The organism is Alistipes sp., assembly GCF_048465575.1.
Taxonomy (GTDB): Bacteria; Bacteroidota; Bacteroidia; order Bacteroidales; family Rikenellaceae; genus Alistipes.
On the sequence record NZ_DBFWLG010000007.1, the window covers coordinates 90,853 to 111,498 of the forward strand.

Sequence of the window (20,646 nt, forward strand, 5' to 3'; positions counted from 1 at the left end):
AAAATTGATAAGCACGCTGATTCACAAACTGCTCTACCGGACGCTGCCGCTCGAGGGGTATTTGCGCGCCGTCAGCCGGATGTTTTTCCTCTGGCAACGGCTCGGTATCGGCCGCTGCGCTCCCGCCACGGAGTATGTCTACCACCTGCCCGCTCTGGTCAGGGCCGGCGATACGGTCGTCGACATCGGCGCCAACCTGGGCTACTACGCCCGCACGCTCTCGCGGCTCGCAGGACCCGCGGGAAAGGTCTATGCCGTGGAGCCGGTGCCGCCGATCCTCCATGTCCTGCGCCGCAACCTGCGCCGCTGCCGCAACGTCGAAATCCTCCCCTATGCCCTGGGCACGGAGAATCGGGAGATCCGCATGGCCAACAACTCGGCCCGTCAGACGGGCTATTTCGGCACGGGGCAGAATTTCGTAAACGAGGCAGGAGAGGCCGCGGGGATGGAGTTCATGGCGCAGATGCGGCGGGGCAGCGAACTGTTCGCCGGGCTGGAACGGCTCGATTTCATCAAGTGCGACATCGAGGGCTACGAGGTCGTGGTGCTCGGCGAAATGAAATCCCTCCTGGAAAAGTTCCGCCCCACGGTGCTCGTCGAGACGGGCGGCGCGAACCGGCCGCAGATCGTCGAGCTCTTCACCCGGATGGGCTACCGGGGCTACACGCTCGACCGCGGACGCGAGGTGCCGCTGACCGACCATTCGTCCAAGGACATCATCTTCCGCTTCGGTAAATCCTGAATTGTGAATTCTATTAAGCGTATGCGCATTGACATCCTAACGGTCGTTCCCGAACTGGTCGCCTCGCCCCTGAACGAGTCCATTCTTAAACGGGCGCAGGAGAAAGGGCTGGTCGAAATCGTCGTCCACAACCTCCACGACTACGCCCACGATCGGCGCAAGACCACCGACGACTATCCGTTCGGAGGCGAAGCGGGCATGGTCCTCAAGTGCGAACCGGTATTCGAACTGGTCGAGAAGCTCCAGCGGGAGCGTACCTACGACGAGGTGATCTACACTTCGCCCGACGGCATTCGCTACGACCAGCACGAGGCCAACCGCCTCTCCACGCTCGAAAATATCATCATCCTCTGCGGCCATTACAAGGGCATCGACCACCGCATCCGCGAACACCTCATAACGCGCGAAATCTCAATCGGCGACTACGTGCTGACGGGGGGTGAACTGGCGGCCTGCATCATCGCCGACTCGGTGGTGAGGATCATCCCCGGCGCCATCGGGGACGAGGCCTCGGCCCTCACCGATTCGTTCCAGGACAACCTCTTGGCGCCTCCGGCCTACACACGGCCCGCGGAGTTCCGCGGCTGGCGGGTCCCCGAGGTGCTGCTCTCGGGCAATTTCGCCCGCATCGAAGCGTGGCAGGACGAACAGGCGCTGGAGCGCACCCGCCGCCTGCGGCCAGACCTGCTGGAGAGGTGAAAGCAATAGTATTTTGGTCGCGTGCGACAAGCCCCTCCCGAGGGAGGGGTTTGGGGTGGGGTCAGCATTGTAAACGCGGCCATAGGCCGCGAGTACGGCGGCAAGTGGTGCAAAACGAAGAAATAACATAGAAATGTTCCAGTTATGAAATACTACCTCATCGCCGGCGAACCCTCGGGCGACCTGCACGGCGCCAACCTGATCCGGGGGCTGAAGAGAGCCGATCCACAGGCGGAATTCCGTTTCTGGGGCGGCGACCGCATGGCGGCCGCGGGCGGAGCGGCCAACCTTTCGAAGCACTACCGCGAAACCTCGTTTTTCGGCATCGTGCAGGTGGTGAAAAACCTCCGCACCATCCGCCGCCAGATGCGCGAGTGCCGCTCCGACGTCGAGGCGTTCGCCCCCGATGCGCTGATCCTTGTCGACTACCCGGGATTCAACATGAAGATGGCCCGGTGGGCCAGGGAACGGGGCATTCGCACCCTCTACTACATTGCGCCCAAAGTCTGGGCCTGGCGCGAATGGCGCATAAAAGCCATCCGCCGCTATGTGGACCGCCTCTACATCATCTTCCCGTTCGAGCGCGAATATTTCGCTTCGAAAGGCATCGCGCCCGTTTTCGAGGGCAACCCTTTGGTGGACGCCATCGAGGCGCGCCGGACGACACTTCCCACGGCGGAGGAGTTCCGCCGCAGGCACTCGCTGGACGACCGCCCGATCATCGCCCTTTTGGCCGGCAGCCGCCGCGGGGAGATCCGCGACAACCTGCCGCTGATGGTCCTCCTCTCGCAGCGCTTCCCCGACCGCCAGTTCGTCGTGACGGGGGTTCCGTGGCTCGACCGCGCCCTCTACGACCGGTACCTCGCGGGGAGCGACATCCGGTACGTCTCCAACGAGACCTACGAAACGCTGGCCGCAGCCGAAGCCGCCGTGGTGACCTCCGGTACGGCGACGCTCGAAACGGCCCTGCTGGGCATTCCCGAGGTGGTGGTCTACCGCACGCTGTGGTTCCAGGTCAAGTTGCAGCCCTACGTACTGAAAGTACCCTGGGTGTCGCTTGTGAACCTCAACCTCGGACGCGAAGCCGTTGCGGAGATCATCCAGTCGGACCTCTCGGTCGAGCGGGCAGAGCGGGAGCTGCGGGCCATCGTCCGGGGCGGAGAGAAGCGCGAACGGATGCTGCGCGATTTCGACCAGCTGCGCACGACGATCGGCGGTCCGGGCGCCAGCGAACGCTTCGCAGCGGAAATGTATCGTTTCCTCTGCAATGAAAAATTAAAAATGAAGAAATAAAAATTACCCTCCTTATCGATGGCAGCCTTTGCCGATACCAAACCCCACTACGAACTGCTCGACGGCCTGCGCGGCGTGGCGGCCCTCATGGTCGTCTGTTTCCACCTCTTCGAAGCTTTCGCCACCAGCCACCTCGACCAGCGCATCAACCACGGCTACCTGGCGGTCGATTTCTTCTTCATCCTCTCGGGATTCGTCATCGGGTACGCCTACGACGACCGTTGGGGCCGCCTCACGGCGTGGCAGTTCCTCAAGCGGCGTCTGATCCGCCTGCATCCGATGGTAGTAATGGGAGCGGTGATCGGAGCCGCGGTCTTCTATTTCCAAGATTGCCCGGTCTGGGACGTGTCGCGGGTGAGTGTCGGGGCGCTGCTCGCCGCCACGCTGCTCGGAGCCCTGCTGATCCCGGCCACGCCCGGCAGCGAAATACGCGGTTTGGGCGAGATGTACCCGCTCAACGGCCCCAGCTGGTCGCTCTTTTTCGAGTATATCGGCAACGTGCTCTATGCCCTTGTGATCCGCCGGCTCGGCACCGGGGCTCTGGCCGCTCTGGTCGTCGGCGCCGGATGCGCCCTGGCGGTTCATGCCGTCGCCGGCCCGCTGGGCGACGTCTGCGTGGGTTATTCGCTCACGGGGATGGAGTTCACCGGCGGATCGCTCCGGCTGCTCTTCTCGTTTTCGACCGGATTGCTGCTCTTCCGCCTCTTCCGGCCGGCTCGTATCCGGGGCGCTTTCTGGCTTTGCTCGCTGGCGGTGGTCGCCCTGCTCGCCGTGCCGCGTATCGGCGGTGCACGGCACCTCTGGATGAACGGCCTCTACGATACGCTCTGCATCGTTCTGCTCTTCCCGGCTATCGTTTACCTCGGGGCTTCGGGGCGCAGCACCGACAAATACACGACCGCCCTCTGCAAGTTCCTGGGCGAAATCTCCTATCCGCTCTACATGGTGCACTACCCGTTCATCTACCTCTATTACGGCTGGGTCAAGACCCACGGCCTCACGTTCCGCGAATCATTGCCAGGGGCCGCAGGCGTGGTCGTCGGCAGCATCGCGCTGGCCTGGATCTGCCTCAAACTCTACGACGTTCCCGTCCGCCGCTACCTTACCGCCCGTTTTCTGAAACCGAACACGGGACGGACAGCGATGCCGCAGGGGGCGAAAGGCGCCCTTTGAAATCGAAAAAGATGAAGATAATCTGCATAGACCGCAACTATACCGACACGGAGTCCGACGAACCGCTTTTCTTTCTGAGGCCCGACACGGCGCTGCTCCGAAACAACGACCCGTTCTACATTCCGGCGTTCACGCACGAGGTGGAGGCCGGATGCGAACTGGTCGTGCGGATCGATCGCGTGGGACGCGCCGTCTCGGAGCGTTTCGCGCACCGCTATTACGGCTCGGTGGGGCTGGGCATCGGTTTCACGGCCCGCGACCTGCTGCGCGAAGCCATCGACAGGGGGCTGCCGTGGGAGCGCGCCAGGGCGTTCGACCACGCGGCGGCCCTCTCGCCCGCGTTCATCCCGCTCGCCGAACTGGGAGGCGACGTGCAGCGGCTGGAGTTCGCGCTGGAGGTGAACGGAGCGCTCCGCCAGCGGGGCGACACCTCGCGGATGCGCTTCGGCATCGATAGGCTGATCGCCTGCGTCTCGCGCTACATGACCCTCCGCACGGGCGACCTCCTCTACACCGGAACCCCCGCAGGGGCCGATGCGGTCCACCCGGGCGACAACCTGCGCGCCACCCTCGGGGGCTGCAAGCTGCTCGATTTCGACATTCGGTAACGACAAACACCCCAAACCCATGATACTCAAAGACAAACTCAAGGATTACCGCCTGCTGCTGGCCTCCCGTTCACCGAGGCGGCAGCAACTCCTCGACCAATGCGGCCTGGCCTACCGGCTGATCGACAAGTACGACGTGGAGGAGCACTATCCCCCGACGCTGGCGGCCGCCAAGGTGCCCCTCTTTCTGGCGCAGCTCAAGAGCGAAGCCTACCCCGCCCCGTTGACTCCCAACGAGATACTGCTCACGGCCGATACGGTGGTGGTGCTCGACGGCGAGGTGCTCGGCAAACCCCGCGACCGGGAAGATGCCGTGCGGATGCTCGGCCGCCTGTCTGGACGCCGTCATACGGTGGTCACGGGCGTTACGCTCCGCTCGGCCGAACGGATGCATACGTTTTCGGCCGAGTCGGGCGTCTGGTTCCGCCCACTCACCGATGAAGAGATCGCCTACTACCTCGACGCATTCCGACCCTACGACAAGGCCGGGGCCTACGGTATCCAGGAGTGGATCGGCTATGCCGCCATCGAGCGCATCGACGGCTCGTTCTACAACGTGATGGGGCTGCCGATCCAGAAAGTCTATGTCGAACTCGAAAAATTCCTTGCCTGAATGAAACGAATCCTCCCGATCCTCGTGATCCTTCTCGCCGCGCTGCCCGCCCGGGCCGACGAGGGCATGTGGCTTCCGAGCCTCATCTCCGAACGCATCGAAGACATGCGCTCGAAAGGTTTTCGCCTGACGGCCGAAGACATTTACTCCATCAACCGGGCCTCGATGAAAGACGCCGTGGTCCTCTTCGACGGCGGCTGCACCGGGGAGCTGATCTCCCCGGAGGGGCTGCTCCTGACCAACCACCACTGCGGCTACGACGCCATCCAAGCGCACTCCTCAGTCGAGCACGACTACCTCACGCACGGCTTCTGGGCTCGCTCGCGGGCCGAGGAGCTACCGAACGAGAAGCTCAACGTCCGCTTTTTGAAGCGCATGGAGGAGGTGACCGACCGCATCGCCGCGGGCGAAACCCCGGCCGCGATCATACAACGGGCCGAAGCCGAAGGCACGGGCTACAAGGCGACCGTCGAGCAAATGTACTACGGCAACCAGCACTTTCTCTTCGTCTACGAGCAGTTCGACGACGTACGCCTGGTAGCCGCGCCGCCCTCGTCGATCGGCAAGTTCGGGGGCGACACCGATAACTGGATCTGGCCCCGCCATACGGGCGATTTCTCGCTCTTCCGCATCTACGCCTCGAAAGAGAACCGCCCGGCGGCCTACTCCCCCGAGAACGTGCCCTACCGACCGAAGAAGCACTTTACGATCTCGACCAAAGGGGTTCGGGAGGGCGATTTCACGATGATCTACGGTTTCCCGGGCAACACCCAGGAGTACATCCTCTCGGACGCCGTCTCCTACATCGCCGAGCGCTCCGACCCGGCCAAGATCATGATACGCACCGGACGGCTGGATATTATCTCCGCGGCGCAGGCCACGGACCCCGCCCTGCGAATCTTCTACGCCGCCCGCCACGCTTCGATTGCCAACGCCTGGAAGAAATGGCAGGGCGAGGTGCTGGGCATCGAGAAGCTGGGGACCGTCGCGGCCAAACGCGCCTACGAGGAGGCGTTCGCGGCGTGGGCCGCGGACAAACCAGCCTACCGCGACGTTGTGGAACAGCTCAAAGCGGAGTATGCCCGCATCGCGGACCCCTATTTCGCCCGCGAGATCACCCGCGAAACGCTCGAGACGCTCCCTGCCAAATACACGGCCGAGGAGCGTGCCGAGCAGGTGTTCGCCCTGCGCGGACCCACCGAACGGGAGCTCTTCCGCTACGCTTTCCGCCAGTACGCCGACCGCTGCCCGGCCCAATTCCAGATACCCTGTTTCCTCGACGGCGTAGCCCGGACCGGCTCGCCCGAAGCCTTTGCCGAGGAACTTTTCGGCTGTGTCTGGGAGGGTGCCGACACGACCGCCATGAGCAGGCTGCGAGGCCAGACCGACCGCATGCAGCAGCACATCGAGTGGCTGCTGGGCACCCGGTCGCTGCGCAACCCGACCAGCCGTCGCCTGAACGAACTCTACACTACCTATATAAAAGGGCTGCGCGAGTGGGACACCGGCCGCGCATTCTTCCCCGACGCCAACCTCACCCTGCGCGTGGCCTACGGCTCCGTGGCCGGGTATGAATACGCCGACGGCGAGTACCACAAGCCGCTCACCACCATCGACGGAATCATCGCCAAGGACAACCCCGCGATCTACGACTACGACATCCCGCAGTCGCTGCGCGACCTCCACGCCAAAAGGGACTACGGCCGATGGGCCACGGAGGTGGACGGCCGCCGGACCGTTCCGGTCTGCTTCCTGGCGACCAACCACACCACGGGCGGCAACTCCGGTTCGCCGATTCTCAACGCCCGGGGCGAACTGGTGGGCATCAATTTCGACCGCACGTGGCGTTCGACGATGAGCGACATCGCTTTCGATCCGGCCATCTGCCGCAACATCGCCGTGGACATCCGCTACGTGCTGCTGGTGATCGACCGCATCGGCGGCGCGGGGTATCTGATCGATGAGATGACGCTGAAATAGCGCCCGAAGCGTGAGAGGCAGTGCATCCGGGCGCCGCCGCTGCCCGACCCGCGTAAGCCCTTTTGCCTGAACGCGCCTTTTCGAGCCGGAAATTTCAGCTTTTTTCGGCCGAAAATTTTGCTAAAAACAAAATAGTGCCTATATTTGCACTCCCGAACTCCGGTCCGGGAGTGCGAGGCCCAGGTGGTGAAATTGGTAGACACGCTACTTTGAGGGGGTAGTGAACAATTACGTTCGTGCAAGTTCGAGTCTTGTCCTGGGCACCGAAGAAAAAAGCCTGGCTTTGAAAGCCAGGCTTTTTCTTTGCACCGGATAAACCGCTTGCCGGACAGGTGTTTTTCAGGGCGTTGCGACCGAATCGAGCAAAGCGACGATCTCTTCGCCGTAGGCTTCCACTTTTTTGAGACCGAATCCTTTGATTTCCAAAAGTTCGTCGGGAACATTGATTTGCGCTTTGACTATTCGCATCAACTCCTTGTTGTTGGCGATATAATAGGGCGGCACCTGAAGCTCCCTGGCTTTTTCATTGCGCCAGGTCCTAAGCGCTTCGTAGACGTCTTGTTCGGATTCCGAAAGCGAATCGACTGTTTCGGTTTCAATTTCCGTACTCTTGTCTGCCTGCTGTCCAGGCTCGTATACCAACAGCACAGACCAGCACCGGTCCTCCGCAAGAAATTGCTGTTCCATCCTGAGGACCTCCACGCGCCCGAAGAAGCGGTTGACCGCTTCCTGATCCTTTTTGCAGAATTCATCGTCGATCCTGACCTTGAACAGTTGAATCTTCATAGGATATTTATTTAAGGTTGATGTGTCGTTCTGCCGCCTCCTTTCAAAGTTATGTATTTTTTGGACAGGTTCCAAATCCGCCCGGTTCCGGCAGGTCACCGCACTTATTCCAGGAAGAAGAATCCAACCCGCCGAGATTATGTTTTAAAATGTAAGCACCAAATTTCAATTACAGTTTATAACTTAAATACATGTTTTAACATCATATCGATAGCAAACGGCGGTTTACAGACCGATTTTGCCGCAAAATACCCCGTTCGGGACACGCAAGTTCACCGTGCGGTCCCGTTCCGGCAAGCGCTGAATTGTAATTTTCGCTGCAAAATTCGCAGATAAGAAGCCTGAAATAAAAACAAAAAGCATCTTTTTTTCCGTTCTTAAATGCGCTTCGAAGAATCGGAAAATATTATAAAAATATTTAATATATCGATTTCCGCTCCGGGTCTGCATCTCTTTTTTCTGTGTAATCCGAAATGAACCGAGCAAACGACAACAGCGGAGTTTTCTCAAAATTGAATAAATGGTTTGTTATTGATTCAAATTTGTATAATCGATTCGAATTTGACTGAAATCGGTTGTAACAAATTGCAACATAGAATTAAAATATTGAAATAAAATAACTTACATACGCTAAAAGGCTCGTTGAAACGAAAATCATGCAGCAAAAGCCAGATTCAGGTTACAGTCTTGTTCATTTGAATATTTGGCAAATTCATTTTTAATCTTTTTCTTTGTTGCGTAAGAAAGTTTATTTCCTTATGCAAAAAACAAAAATTCTACTCAACATTCTCGTACTTTTCCTCTGTTTCCTACCGGGTGCCTCGGCAGCCCAGGGGGGGGGAAATGTTACCGTTAGCGGCGTCATCACTTCTGCCGATGACAAGCAGCCGCTGATCGGGGTCAACGTGATCTCGGGAGCCGCGAGCGGCGTGAGCTCCCTGGCTGACGGAACCTACTCGATCGCCGTCCCCGCAGGGACCCGGCTGACTTACACCTACCTCGGCTACCAAACGGCCGAGTTCACGGTTCCGGCCGGAGCGCCGAAAGTGACATTCAACCTCGAAATGCAGCCCGACGCCCAGGCGCTCGACGACGTGGTGGTCATCGCCTACGGCGTCCGCCGCAAGGGCACCATCGCCGGATCGGTCTCGACCCTCAAGGGCGAAAAGATCGAAAACACCCCCACAGCGGCCTTCGACCAGGCCATGCAGGGTCAGGTGCCGGGTCTGACGGTCCTCAACGATTCGGGCGACCCGAGCAAGGCTTCCGTCATGACCATCCGCGGCAACAACTCGATCAACTCGGGCATCGAACCGCTCTACATCCTCGACGGTATCGCCATCACCAGCAGCGATTTCAACGCCGTCCCGCCCTCCGACATCGAGAGCTATTCGGTGCTGAAAGACGCCTCGGCCACCTCGATCTACGGTGCGCGCGCGGCAAACGGCGTGATCGTCATCACCACCAAGCGCGGCCGCATGGCCGACCGTCCGACGATCAGCTACCGCATGCAGGTCGGCATCTCACAGATCGCCCGCAACAACTGGAACATCATGAACACCCCCGAGCGAATCCAGTACGAGCAGGAGATCGGTCTGACCGAGGGCAAGGACTACGATTTCCTCCGCAAAACCGACGTCAACTGGCTCGAAGAGGTCTTCAACGACGCAGCCTTGCTGCAAAACTACGAGCTCTCGGTTTCGGGCGCCAACGAAAAGACCTCTTATTACGTCTCTGGCGGCTACTACAACCAGGAGGGTACGGCCGTCGCTTCGGGCTTCAAACGCTACTCGCTGCGCGTGAACCTCGAACAGCAGGCCGCACGCTGGCTGCGCCTGGGCACCAACACGATGCTCAACTACCAGGACATCCAGCAGGCCGACGACGGCGTCCCGTCGATCGTCGCTCCGATCTCCGCCGCGCAGTTGATGATGCCCTACTGGAATCCCTACCGTCCGGACGGGACGCTGGCCTCGATCGACGACGGCAGCTGGCCCGCAGGACGTGGACAGAACCCCCTGGAGTGCATCGCCAAGAACCCCATCACCTATAAGAGATACAAGGTCATTTCGACCGTTTTCGCCGAAGCGACCCCCATCGAGGGCCTCTCGATCCGGTCGCAGTTCAACGTCAACTACTCCCACACGACCGGATTCGGCGTCTCCTATCCCGAATACGGCCCCAACCTCTCGGACGGCTCGGCCTCGCGCAACACGAACGACAACATGACCCTCTCGGTCACCAACACCATCAACTACCGTTTCATGGCAGGCGAGCGCCATTCGTTCAATTTCCTGGTCGGCCAGGAGGGTATCGACCGCCACTACGAGGATTTCAGCATCACCACGCGTGGCCAGAGCAGCGACAAGCTGACCTCGCTCTCGACGGGTACGCGCGCCACCAGCTGGAACGACACGACCGACAACGACTACGGATTCGTCTCGTTCTTCGGCCGCGGCGAGTACAACTACGCCGATCGCTACTACGCCGATTTCTCGCTGCGCGCCGACGGTTCGTCGCGTTTCGGCAGCGGCAACCGCTGGGCCGGCTTCTGGTCGGTGGGGTTCATGTGGAACCTGCGCAACGAACGGTTCATGGAGGACTCCCGCCGGTGGCTCACCACCGCCCAGCTGGCTGTTTCGACCGGTACGTCGGGTAACTCCGAGATCCCCAACTACGACCACCTGGCCCTCGTGAGCGGCGGCCCCGACTACATGGGCCAGGCCGGCGTGGCCCCCAGCCAGCAGGGCAACGAGAACCTGCGCTGGGAGAAACCCTGGACCACGAACGTGGCCCTGCACCTGGGTTTCTGGAACCGTCTGAACGTCGACGCGGAGTTCTACAACAAGAAAACCACCGACATGCTGATGCTCGTACCGCAGAACTACGCCGACAACGGCTTCGGTTCGCGCTGGGAGAACGTCGGCACGATGCTCAACCGCGGCGTCGAGCTAAGCCTCTCGGGTACCGTGGTCGCCGGCCGCGACTTTACGTGGCTGCTCAACGCCAACGTCTCCTACAACAAGAACAAGATTATCGAGTTGTTCGACGGCGCTACGGAGTATGAGATGAGCAACACGAACAAGAAACTGGTCGTGGGCCACGACTCGGGCGAGTTCTACCTCAACCGTTTCGCCGGCGTCAACCCCGCCAACGGCGATGCGCTCTGGTACACCAAGGACGGCAAGCTGACCAACGTGCTCAAGGACGAGGACAAGGTCATGACCGGCAAGAGCCAGTTTGCGCCGTGGACCGGCGGTTTCGGGACGACCCTCGACTGGAAAGGGCTTACGCTCTCGGCCCAGTTCAGTTGGATGGCCGGCCGCTACATGATCAATAACGACCGCTATTTCAGCGAGTCGAACGGCCGTTTCGCTTCGTACAACCAGTCCAAGCGCCTGCTCAACCGCTGGAAAGAGCCCGGACAGCAGACCGACATTCCGCGTCACGGCGTCTACACCGAATTCGACAGCCGCCTGTTGGAGGACGCTTCGTTCCTGCGCCTGAAAAACCTCTCGCTGAGTTACTCTTTCCCGCGCGAATGGCTGCGCAAAACGCGCTTCATCAGCGGACTGCGGATCTACGCACAGGCCCAGAATCTCTTGACTTTCACCAATTTCTCGGGTCTCGACCCCGAGAACACGAGCAACATCTACGTGGCTCAATACCCCATGGCGCGTCAATACACTTTCGGCCTCGATTTAACATTCTAATGAGCGAACCATGAAAATCACATTACACAAGATAACGATTTACCTTATGTCGCTGGCGGTGCTTCTCGGCACGGCGTCGTGTCTGGAGAAATACCCCGGACAGTCGATTCCCGAGGGAGAAGCCATGCAGACCTACAAGGATGCGGAACAGCACCTGATCGGCATCTATTCCAGCCTGAAGAACGAGGCGCTGTACAGCGGCGACCTGACGATCCTGCCGGACCTGCAATGCGATCTGGCCTATGGCGTCCAGGGCAGCAACAACGACTACGGCGATTTCTGGCTCTGGAACGTCCGCTCGACCGACGCCTACCTCGAAGCGGTCTACGGCTCGCTCTACGGCGTGATCGGCAATTGCAATTTCTACCTCGACCGGATCGACCGGGTCATCGCCGCAGAGACCGACGACGACCGGCTGGACGACCTGGAGGAGTATACGGGCCAGGTCTACGCCATCCGCGCGCTCTGCTACTCGGAGCTCATCAAGTGCTATTGCAAGGCCTACGATCCGGCTACGGCCGCCACGGACCCCGGTGTGGTGCTCCGCACCAAGTATTTCGAAAAAGAGCGCATGATCCGCGCCTCGCTCGAGGACTCCTACCGGTTCGTGCTCGACGACCTGAAGCGGGCCGAGGAGCGCCTTTCGGACGAGGACGAGGACAACGAAAGCACCTCCGACTACATCACGGCCGCAGCCGCCCAGGCCCTGCGCGCCCGCGTGGCGCTCTACATGCAGGATTGGGACACGGCCATCGAGTACGCCTCGAAACTGATCGACGACAAGAAAAACATCTTCAGCCTGGCCTCGGTCCGCGAAACGGCACCCGACGGTGCGACCTGGTTCGACTACATGTGGGCCTACGACCAGAGCCCCGAGGTGATCTGGCGCATCGGTTTCACCTCGACCTCCGCCGGCGGCGCGCTGGGCGACCAGTTTCTGGGCTTCCGCCGCGATTTCACTTACTACTACCCCAACTACGTGGCGGCCCAGTGGGTGCTGGACCTCTACGACGACAACGACGTGCGCCGGGCGAGCTATTTCGCCGATGAGGACGACGGCATCGTGATCGGCTACGAAAACGGGCTGAAATGGCCGCTGCTGGTCAAATACTGGGGCAACCGCAACCTGATCGCCATCAGCCCCACCACAATGATGCACAGGTCGATGCCCAAGCCGTTCCGCCTGGCCGAGCAGTACCTGATCCGCGCCGAGGCGTACTGCCGCCGCGCGAACCCCGACTACAACGCCGCCAGCAAGGACCTCACGGCCCTGCGCCAGAAGCGGTACGCCTCGGGCGGCACGCTCAACGTGACGGAGAAGAACTGGCTCCGGGAGATTTCCAACGAGCGCGTGCGCGAACTCTACATGGAGGGCTTCCGTCTCCAGGACCTCAAACGCTGGGGCAAGCAGTATGCCGATCTGAACAACGGGTACAGTTTCGAGCGCAAGCAGCAGACCCTGGCGCTCGAGGAGGGCAGCAAACTGAAAATCCGGTACGACAATCCGCTCTTCGTCTGGCCCATTCCCCAGAACGAACTGGAAGCCCCGGGCTCCGAGGTCACACCCAACGAAAGCAACTGACAGTAGAACGAAATAACGATAGATAATGAAACGAATTACAACGCTATTGTTTGCGACGGGCCTCCTGGCGGCATTCACTACGGGCTGCAAGGAGAAATACAAGACCTACTCCGATGCGGAATACGTCCAGTTCACCGACACCGTATCGCTCAACATGGTGCTCGAGAATCAGGACTATTTCTCCGTTCCGGTCGCCGCCACCACGGCGTGCGGCTACGACCGTACGTTCGCCGTGGAGATCGTCGAACGCCCGATGAAACCCTCCAAGGGGCAGGTCCGGGCCATCGAGGGGGTGCACTACCGGCTTCTGTCGAATACGATCACCATCCCGGCCGGCAAGCGCGCCACCGAGGTGCGGGTTCGCGGGATCTTCGAAAACTTGGAGCCGGCCGATACGGCGAACTTTTCGCTCCGGCTGATAATGCCCGAACAGGTCAAGTCGGATCTCTACGAGGACGAAACCCACGTCCGGATGCTCAAGAGCTGCACGTACAACCTCGACGATTTCACGGGCTGGTGCGTGGTGACCTCCCTGTTCCTGAACGACTATCCGGGCGTCGAGAACACCAGCATCCAGCGCCTGATCCGCACCGAGAAACACCCCGCCGAAGAGAACACGATCATCCTCAGGAACTGGCTCTTCACGGGTTACGACATCTCCATCCGCCTGGAGACCTCCGACCCGGCCGAACCCTACATCACGATGGACGAGGGGCAGGTATTGGCCGACGAAACCTCGGTCTTCGGTCAGATTCTGGGCGACGACCGCATCCTCGTCTCGCGCAGCCCCAACTACATCTCCCGTTTCAGTTCGTGCGAGCGGTTCGCCGAACTGTGGATTCACGTCTACGTCGAGAAAGTGGGCGTCACGGTCGGCACCGTCGGCCATTTCTACAACATCATGGAGTGGGTCAGCGACGAAGAGGCCGATCGACTCCAGCGCGAAGAGGGCATGTAACGAATACGCAACAACAAAAACGATACAGATATGAAAAGGCACATTTTATACCTTGCAGCGGCATGGCTCGCAGGAGCCTGTCTCGTGGCATCCTCGTGTTCCGATTCGGACGAGACCACCAAGCTCCCGGAGCCCAATTTTCCCCAGGCCGTCACACCGACGATCCCCGCCGGCGGCACCTATACCATCGAGATCGAACCCAACCAGAACTGGGAGGTACGCATTCCCACCACGGCCGATGTGGCCACGTGGTTCTGGATTCAGGACGGTTCGCAGCAGACCTACCGCTTGCAGGGCAGCGCCGGCAAGGCCCAGATCGTAATCGGCGTCTCGGATATGGAGGAGTTCGACCAGACGCGCTCGTGCGAGGTCACGATGACGATGGGCGGTCAGTCGCGCGTCATCGCCACCATCACGCGCGGCACCGTCGAGCGGACATTCGGCCTCTACACCTGCCTGCTGGATAAGAACGGCGATTTCGCCTACAATCCCAATAGCAGCGAGGAGGAGAACCCGCTGTCGTACAGCTACAACACCGACAACGCAGCTTCGATCGACCTCCTTTGGCCCGAAGGCCGCAGCGGCTTCATGCTTCCGATCCTCCTAACGGGCAATTTCGACTGGCGTCTGGCCGAGAAATCGGAGTGGATCGCCGACATGGCCGTCTCCTCGGGCGGCGCAGGCACGCAGGTCGAGATTCTGCTCAAGGGCGACGTGACCAAATACCCGCTCGACGGCGACAACGAGGGCAAGATCGTCTTCTGCGACCGCAACAATCCCGAAGCAACCTATACCTACAAAGTCACGATCCCCGCCTGCCGCAACCGGCTGGTGATCGACCGCATCTCGAAAGACACGCCGCTCGAATTCAATGGCAAGGGCCAGTTCTACAACGAGGGCAACAGCAGCTGGAACGACGGCGGCGCTTTCGGCAACATCAGCAGCATCCGGGGTTCCAAATTCTTCGTGGTCGTCAACGAGAACGGCAGCTATTACGGCTCTCCTGAAGAGACCGACTGGGTCACGATCGACGAACAGGCGTGGGACACCGCCTCCGGCGAGGTGATTCAGACCCGCAATTTCACCGTCACCGCAGCCGCCAACACGGGCGACGCCCGCTCGGCCGAACTGCTGGCGCTGCCCGCCTCGCTGGCCGCCGGGATCACCGATCCCGACACCCAGCTCTTCACGTCGTCTTACGATGCGATCAAACCCGAGTACCAGCCCTATGTTTTCGCCACGCTCAACCAGGCGGCACCGGCCGGCGTCATCGCGGCCGTCAACCCCAAAGCCATGACCGAGGTGGGTGCCGAGTTGAAGAAGCTGAGCCGGAACGATTGGCCCTGGATGGACAGTTGGGCAAGCATTCCCGCGGCCTACAAACTCACCTACACCAAAGACTGGTCGTGGGAAGAGTCTTTCCTGACATTCGAAACTCCCTACACGGATTACGCCGTCTACGGATTCGACGGTCCCTACGACAGCGAATTGGACAAGACCGACTGCTGGATCACGGTCGAAAATTCCGCACAGGGCGTAGTCATCAAAATGGACCCCGACAAGAACGCCACCCCGGGTCCCGACGGAGAAAACGAAGCTACGATCGTCTTTAAAAACGCGGAGGGAGATTTCGTACTCGTCTACTGCATCTACGACCCCAATGCACAGATCGGAGGCGGAGAAGAGGCGTTCACGGTCGATTTCGCCTATCCCGATATGGTGGAGAATGCCACCCTCGAAGCGGTTACCGCCGAAAATATCGATGTTATGGGCGCTCTCTACCCCGATTTCCAGAATGATTTCATCGAAAACCTGGGTATGGACATAGTCCCGTACGTGCTCAAATACTCCTCCGCAACGCCTACCCAGCCCGTGCTGGAGATCGCCGGCACCTACCAGCAGATCATGATCATGCCGTACAGCGGTGCAGAGTGGCTCGACTACGAACCCCAGGGCGAAACCCAGATTATAGTCACGATGCAGAAACCCGCCGCCGATCAGGCACAGACCGGCATGGTGCAGTTCCTCGGCAGCAATTGGTTACCCAAGTGCATCGTTTACTGCATTCCCAATTTTTAAGCGACACGATTACCGAACGAAAGCCCCCGCCTCGGGGCGGGGGCCCGATTCAGACGAAAACTAACAGAGAATAAAAGTGCAGGTCTTAACCATGAAACCGATAAGATACGCCGTCATCGCGGCTTTCGCCATCGTCTCATCGCTCCTCTTCGGGGGATGCTCCGAGGACGAGGGTGTGGACAACCGCGATCTGGACTACGGATACGTTCAATTCCGATTGTACAAGGAGGCCTCCTACGAGACTCCCGAGCGGACGGTCGCCCAGGCAGATACCCGGGCCCTGAAACCCCAGCTCGACTACCTCGCCGAAGCGAGCAAGGTGCGCATCACGCTCTCCTACCAGGACATGACCATCGCCCAGACCCTTACCCTTTCGGCCGCCGACAAGGAGTGGGCCGAGTTCGGTCTGCGCAGCGAGAAGCTCAAACTGCTCACGGGCGACTACGAGATCATCACGTTCACGCTCTACGACGCCAACGACCAGCCGATCTACAACGGGGCGCCGCTCACGAGCCGCCTGACGGTGGTCGCCGGCGGCCTGACGCCCCACGACCTGACGGTCAACACCACCCCGCGCGGCAAGGTAAAGTTTACGTTGGTCAAGGACGCGAAAGACGTTGACAACCATCCCAAATCACGTGCCGTGGAGCGGCAGTATACGTTCGACGAGATCGCCGCGATCAATATCACCGTCCAGAACAAAACCACCAACGAGCAGACCCGCTTCGAGCGACTGCCGATGACGTTCTCGATCCATTTCGACGACAACGACCAGACCGACGGTTACCAGACCTCGTCGAGCAAGTGCGACTCGCTGCTCTCGCTCCCGGCGGGTGAATACCGCATTCTCAACTACCAGACCTACGACAGCGACAAAACCCTGCTTGAAACCAACACCCGCCCCAAGAACTCCGATTTCGAGGTGCAGGACAACCGCACCACCGAGGTCGAAGCCAAGATCACGCTCTACGAAAGCGACGCCTACATCCAGGACTACTACGCCCTGTACGAGATTTGGAAATCGCTCGACGGCGACAACTGGTACTATTCGGGCGAGAATTTCCCCGAGGGCTCGAACTGGGATTTCAACAAGGACCCCGACCTGTGGGGTTCGCAGCCGGGCGTCGAGCTCCACTCGAACGGCCGTGTGGCGAAGATTTCGATCAGCGATTTCGGATTCCGCGGCCACCTTTCACCCCAGATCGGCAAGCTTACGCAGCTGGTCGAGCTCTACCTCGGTACGCACAACGACGGCAACCTGCTGGAGTACGACCCCTCGCTCTCGCCCGACAAAAGCATCACGGAGCGAACGCGCAACCGCATGGCGTACCACAAGCAGTTCCTGGCGCTGATCCATCCTCCCACGCAGCTATCCGAACCGTGCGCCTTTGCGCTCCGCCAGCACAACATCCACATCCCCGCCACCTCGCTCTACGACCAGGGGTACACCGAGCAGCAGCTCTTCGAAGCCGGTACGGGCCGCCAGAAAGTCGTACGCCCCTACGACACGGTGCACGGCAAGCTCTGCAACGGGCTCAAGTCGCTGCCCCTGGAGATCGGACGGCTTCAGAACCTCGAATTCCTTTCGATCGCCAACAGCGAAATCACGGCGCTGCCCGACTCTTTGGCACTGCTATCGGCCCTGACCGACGTGGAGGTCTACAACTGCCCGAACATGAAAGAGTTTCCGATGGCTCTGACCAAGCTGCCCAAACTTATCTCCCTGAACATCTCCAACAATTCGCAGTGGGACGCCACGCAGATATACAACGGAATGAACGGCCTAGCCACGGGTCCGGCCCGCGAGGAGATTCAGATTCTCTACTGCCGGGACAATAGCTTGGAGGAGCTCCCCGAATCGTTCCGCAACATGAAAAAAGTGGGGCTTCTGGACCTCACGGGCAACCGCATCAGCAAACTGCATCCGCTGGGCGAAGTCTCGCCGGTTCAGTTCTTCCTGGACAAAAACCTGATCGAGAGCTTCCCCACGGAGAACGGCTCGTTCTGCGTCATGGACGACGTGGAGTCATTCTCGGCTACTTACAACAAACTCACCGAGTTCCCCAACATCTTCACGGCCAAGACCAAATACATGATCGGCAGCGTCGATCTGTCGAACAACCGGATCGCGAGCTTCCCCTCCGATTTCAAGGGGATCCGGGTCGAGACCCTGACGCTGGCCTCGAACCCGCTCACCAAATTCCCCAAATGCCTCGGGGATACGGGCTCGCTGGTCGCCTACATCATCCTGCGCGGCTGCCACGTGGACGAGATTCCCAAGGATTCGTTCAAGGGCAAGAACTCCAGTTCGCTGGTCTCGCTCGATTTGACCTACAACCGGCTCTCGAAGCTGCCTGACGATTTCACGGCCGAGGACCTGCCCTATCTCTACGGACTGGACGTCTCGTACAACGCTTTCAGCGCATTCCCCAAACAGCCGCTCAACTGCGCGGGTCTCACGGTGCTGGCGCTTCGGGGTCAGCGCAACGACAAGGGCGAGCGCTGTCTGCGGGAGTGGCCGACGGGTATCGCCCAGCACACGGGTCTGCGCGGCCTCTACCTGGGTTCGAACGACCTGCGGAAGATCGACGACACGATCTCCTACCTGATTTTCCACCTGGAGATCAGCGACAATCCCAACATCACGTTCGACGCCTCCAACATCTGCTACTACTGGAAGAACGGAGTCTACAACCTCATTTACGACAAAACGCAGAACATCGTCAACTGCGATGAAATGCTGGAATAATATTTAGAGACATGACTATGAAAATCAGAAGCTACATAGCGGTCATCCTCTGCGCGCTGGCCTTTGCGGGGTGTTCCAACGAAGACAAGAAAGTGACTTTCTCGCTGGACAGTGAGGACATCCGGATCGGCGCCGAAGGGGGTATCCGCAACGTCAGGGTCGCCTCCGCGGAGAACTGGATCGCCACGACCAACGAACCCTGGATCACCATCTCCCCGGCCAACGGCCGCGGTACGGCCGAATGCCGGATATTGGTCGACTCGGCGCTGACCGACACCCCGCGGCGGGGCGTGGTGCGCATCCAGAATCAGAAAACAATGGACAACAAGGAGATCACCATCGACCAGGAGGGCTTCGACTACGCCATCTCGCTCGACGAAAAGGAGGTCTCCGTGGCCAACTACGCAACCCTGGACGAGCGCTCGTTCGAGGTGAAGATCCGCACCAACGTCGATTTCGATGTGCGGATTCCGGACAACGCCCCGTGGCTCAAACACGACACCTACAAGGTCGAGTTCGACCGCGGCATCCGTCCGCGCGAGGTGACCGTGCGTTTCAAGTGGAACATCAACTCGGTTCCCATGTCGCGTGTGGCCGACGTGGTCTTCGAGCCCAAAAGCGCGGTCGAACTGGCCCGTCAGGACAACCTCCAGGTTACGCAGGAGGCCGCCGAGCCGATCGACGTGGGCACCCGTGCCGGCGACTCGGTGTCTCTGTTGGGCATCGGCCGCTCGCTGGGCATGTGGAACGAGTGGGACAGTTCCGAGCGGATGGACAACTGGGACAACGTCATTCTCTGGGAAGAGGGCATGGAGGGCTACACGCCCGAGAAGAACGGCCGCGTGAAATACGCCCGCTTCTTCCTCTTCTCAACCAAGGAGGGCATTCCGTTCGAGGTGCAGTACCTCACGGCTGCCGATGAGTTGATCTTTTACAGCAATACCAACTCGTTCCAGTACAGCCTCGACACGGGCGATGCGATCACCAAACTCCCGCAACTGCGGCGCCTGACGATCTCGGGCTACGGACTGACCTCGCTGCACGAGGATTTCGTCGACCTAAAGAACCTGGAATATCTGGAGTTGGGAAGCAACAATTTCCAACGCATTCCCGAGGTCATCACCAAGGAGAATTTCCCGAAGCTGCGCGTGCTGCACATGGGCGCCAACCAGCGCAGCAACATCTACGACTTGAGCAATACCGTCAAAACCAATTTCGGCGGTCTGTTCGAAGAGGAGGGCTTCCCGCGCCGGGTGATCGAGTGGGACCTGGATACGCTCGTCCTTTCGGTGAACTACCTCCAGGGCTCGCTGCCCACGATGGAGGACTGGGAGAAATACACCGCCGAGGACATCCAGGCGGCCGACACGCTGCCGGCGGCACTGATCGGCATACCCAAGGTGATGCCCCACACCAAGCGGTTCGCCATCAACCTCAACCGCCTGACGGGCAAACTCCCCGACTGGCTGCTCTACCACCCCGCGCTGGATTGGTGGAACCCATACACGCTGACTTTCAACCAGGAGGGCAAGGACGTGACGGGTAAATCGGCGGGATTCGACAACGAGCCGGTCAACATGAACTACTATTACGAATTCTACAAGGGCTTCAAAAACCCCAACGTCGAAGAGGGTGAGGATGAAACGCCCGACGATACCAAATAAGAGAGAA

Annotated in this window: 15 protein-coding genes and 1 tRNA gene; 14 read left to right on the forward strand and 2 right to left on the reverse strand. The window is 60.0% G+C overall.

From position 1 onward, the window contains the following. Nucleotides 1-7 precede the first annotated feature (7 nt). The 8 genes from ACMQ11_RS02175 to ACMQ11_RS02210 all read left to right on the forward strand — a co-directional run bounded on the left by ACMQ11_RS02175 (nt 8) and on the right by ACMQ11_RS02210 (nt 7,371). A complete protein-coding gene (locus tag ACMQ11_RS02175) occupies nt 8-742 on the forward strand; it encodes an FkbM family methyltransferase (RefSeq protein ID WP_418991128.1) in 735 nt (244 codons plus the stop codon). A gap of 21 nt (nt 743-763) precedes the next feature. Beyond that, nucleotides 764-1,441, forward strand: a complete 678-nt coding sequence (gene trmD / locus ACMQ11_RS02180) for a tRNA (guanosine(37)-N1)-methyltransferase TrmD (protein ID WP_418991024.1) — start codon at nt 764-766, stop codon at nt 1,439-1,441. Between the two features lie 144 nt (nt 1,442-1,585). Then, nucleotides 1,586-2,734, forward strand: a complete 1,149-nt coding sequence (gene lpxB / locus ACMQ11_RS02185; protein WP_418991025.1) for a lipid-A-disaccharide synthase — start codon at nt 1,586-1,588, stop codon at nt 2,732-2,734. 18 nt (nt 2,735-2,752) lie between these two features. Beyond that, nucleotides 2,753-3,907: an acyltransferase family protein gene (locus tag ACMQ11_RS02190; RefSeq protein WP_418991026.1), complete on the forward strand. Its 1,155-nt coding sequence runs from the start codon at nt 2,753-2,755 to the stop codon at nt 3,905-3,907. Between the two features lie 11 nt (nt 3,908-3,918). Further along, complete coding sequence (locus ACMQ11_RS02195; RefSeq protein ID WP_418991027.1) at nt 3,919-4,515, forward strand: fumarylacetoacetate hydrolase family protein; 597 nt, start codon at nt 3,919-3,921, stop codon at nt 4,513-4,515. A 19-nt stretch (nt 4,516-4,534) separates the two neighbouring features. Next, nucleotides 4,535-5,128: a Maf family nucleotide pyrophosphatase gene (locus ACMQ11_RS02200; RefSeq protein WP_418991028.1), complete on the forward strand. Its 594-nt coding sequence runs from the start codon at nt 4,535-4,537 to the stop codon at nt 5,126-5,128. Beyond that, entirely contained in the window at nt 5,129-7,108 is a 1,980-nt protein-coding gene (locus ACMQ11_RS02205; RefSeq protein WP_418991029.1) for a S46 family peptidase, read from the forward strand. A 177-nt stretch (nt 7,109-7,285) separates the two neighbouring features. Next, a tRNA-Leu gene (locus ACMQ11_RS02210) sits at nt 7,286-7,371 on the forward strand. Nucleotides 7,372-7,447: 76 nt separating this feature from the next. Here ACMQ11_RS02210 and ACMQ11_RS02215 read toward each other — a convergent pair. Next, nucleotides 7,448-7,894: an HRDC domain-containing protein gene (locus tag ACMQ11_RS02215; RefSeq protein ID WP_418991030.1), complete on the reverse strand. Its 447-nt coding sequence runs from the start codon at nt 7,892-7,894 to the stop codon at nt 7,448-7,450. Between the two features lie 225 nt (nt 7,895-8,119). Beyond that, on the reverse strand, nt 8,120-8,404 hold the full coding sequence (locus ACMQ11_RS02220; RefSeq protein WP_418991031.1) for a hypothetical protein: 285 nt from the start codon (nt 8,402-8,404) through the stop codon (nt 8,120-8,122). A gap of 248 nt (nt 8,405-8,652) precedes the next feature. On the opposite strand from ACMQ11_RS02220, the gene ACMQ11_RS02225 reads away from it, so the two are divergent. From ACMQ11_RS02225 to ACMQ11_RS02250, 6 genes are all read left to right on the forward strand, one after another. Then, a complete protein-coding gene (locus ACMQ11_RS02225; RefSeq protein ID WP_418991032.1) occupies nt 8,653-11,607 on the forward strand; it encodes a SusC/RagA family TonB-linked outer membrane protein in 2,955 nt (984 codons plus the stop codon). 10 nt (nt 11,608-11,617) lie between these two features. Further along, nucleotides 11,618-13,189, forward strand: a complete 1,572-nt coding sequence (locus ACMQ11_RS02230; protein WP_418991033.1) for a RagB/SusD family nutrient uptake outer membrane protein — start codon at nt 11,618-11,620, stop codon at nt 13,187-13,189. Between the two features lie 25 nt (nt 13,190-13,214). After that, nucleotides 13,215-14,147 carry a DUF4984 domain-containing protein gene (locus ACMQ11_RS02235; protein WP_418991034.1) on the forward strand — a complete coding sequence of 311 codons (933 nt, stop codon included), beginning with the start codon at nt 13,215-13,217 and terminating at the stop codon, nt 14,145-14,147. A gap of 30 nt (nt 14,148-14,177) precedes the next feature. Continuing rightward, nucleotides 14,178-16,226: a hypothetical protein gene (locus ACMQ11_RS02240; RefSeq protein WP_418991035.1), complete on the forward strand. Its 2,049-nt coding sequence runs from the start codon at nt 14,178-14,180 to the stop codon at nt 16,224-16,226. Between the two features lie 91 nt (nt 16,227-16,317). Beyond that, nucleotides 16,318-18,975 (forward strand): DUF4458 domain-containing protein, encoded by a 2,658-nt coding sequence (locus ACMQ11_RS02245; protein WP_418991036.1) that lies wholly within the window; start codon nt 16,318-16,320, stop codon nt 18,973-18,975. Between the two features lie 17 nt (nt 18,976-18,992). Next, nucleotides 18,993-20,639 (forward strand): BACON domain-containing protein, encoded by a 1,647-nt coding sequence (locus tag ACMQ11_RS02250; RefSeq protein WP_418991037.1) that lies wholly within the window; start codon nt 18,993-18,995, stop codon nt 20,637-20,639. Nucleotides 20,640-20,646 lie beyond the last annotated feature (7 nt).

What these genes read in the sequence shown, in the direction of transcription:
- trmD (WP_418991024.1), top strand. Translation starts at nt 764, where the DNA reads ATGCGCATTGACATCCTAACGGTCGTTCCCGAACTGGTCGCCTCGCCC.
- lpxB (WP_418991025.1), top strand. Translation starts at nt 1,586, where the DNA reads ATGAAATACTACCTCATCGCCGGCGAACCCTCGGGCGACCTGCACGGC.
- ACMQ11_RS02190 (WP_418991026.1), top strand. Translation starts at nt 2,753, where the DNA reads ATGGCAGCCTTTGCCGATACCAAACCCCACTACGAACTGCTCGACGGC.
- ACMQ11_RS02195 (WP_418991027.1), top strand. Translation starts at nt 3,919, where the DNA reads ATGAAGATAATCTGCATAGACCGCAACTATACCGACACGGAGTCCGAC.
- ACMQ11_RS02200 (WP_418991028.1), top strand. Translation starts at nt 4,535, where the DNA reads ATGATACTCAAAGACAAACTCAAGGATTACCGCCTGCTGCTGGCCTCC.
- ACMQ11_RS02205 (WP_418991029.1), top strand. Translation starts at nt 5,129, where the DNA reads ATGAAACGAATCCTCCCGATCCTCGTGATCCTTCTCGCCGCGCTGCCC.
- ACMQ11_RS02215 (WP_418991030.1), bottom strand. Translation starts at nt 7,894, where the DNA reads ATGAAGATTCAACTGTTCAAGGTCAGGATCGACGATGAATTCTGCAAA.
- ACMQ11_RS02225 (WP_418991032.1), top strand. Translation starts at nt 8,653, where the DNA reads ATGCAAAAAACAAAAATTCTACTCAACATTCTCGTACTTTTCCTCTGT.
- ACMQ11_RS02230 (WP_418991033.1), top strand. Translation starts at nt 11,618, where the DNA reads ATGAAAATCACATTACACAAGATAACGATTTACCTTATGTCGCTGGCG.
- ACMQ11_RS02235 (WP_418991034.1), top strand. Translation starts at nt 13,215, where the DNA reads ATGAAACGAATTACAACGCTATTGTTTGCGACGGGCCTCCTGGCGGCA.
- ACMQ11_RS02240 (WP_418991035.1), top strand. Translation starts at nt 14,178, where the DNA reads ATGAAAAGGCACATTTTATACCTTGCAGCGGCATGGCTCGCAGGAGCC.
- ACMQ11_RS02245 (WP_418991036.1), top strand. Translation starts at nt 16,318, where the DNA reads ATGAAACCGATAAGATACGCCGTCATCGCGGCTTTCGCCATCGTCTCA.
- ACMQ11_RS02250 (WP_418991037.1), top strand. Translation starts at nt 18,993, where the DNA reads ATGAAAATCAGAAGCTACATAGCGGTCATCCTCTGCGCGCTGGCCTTT.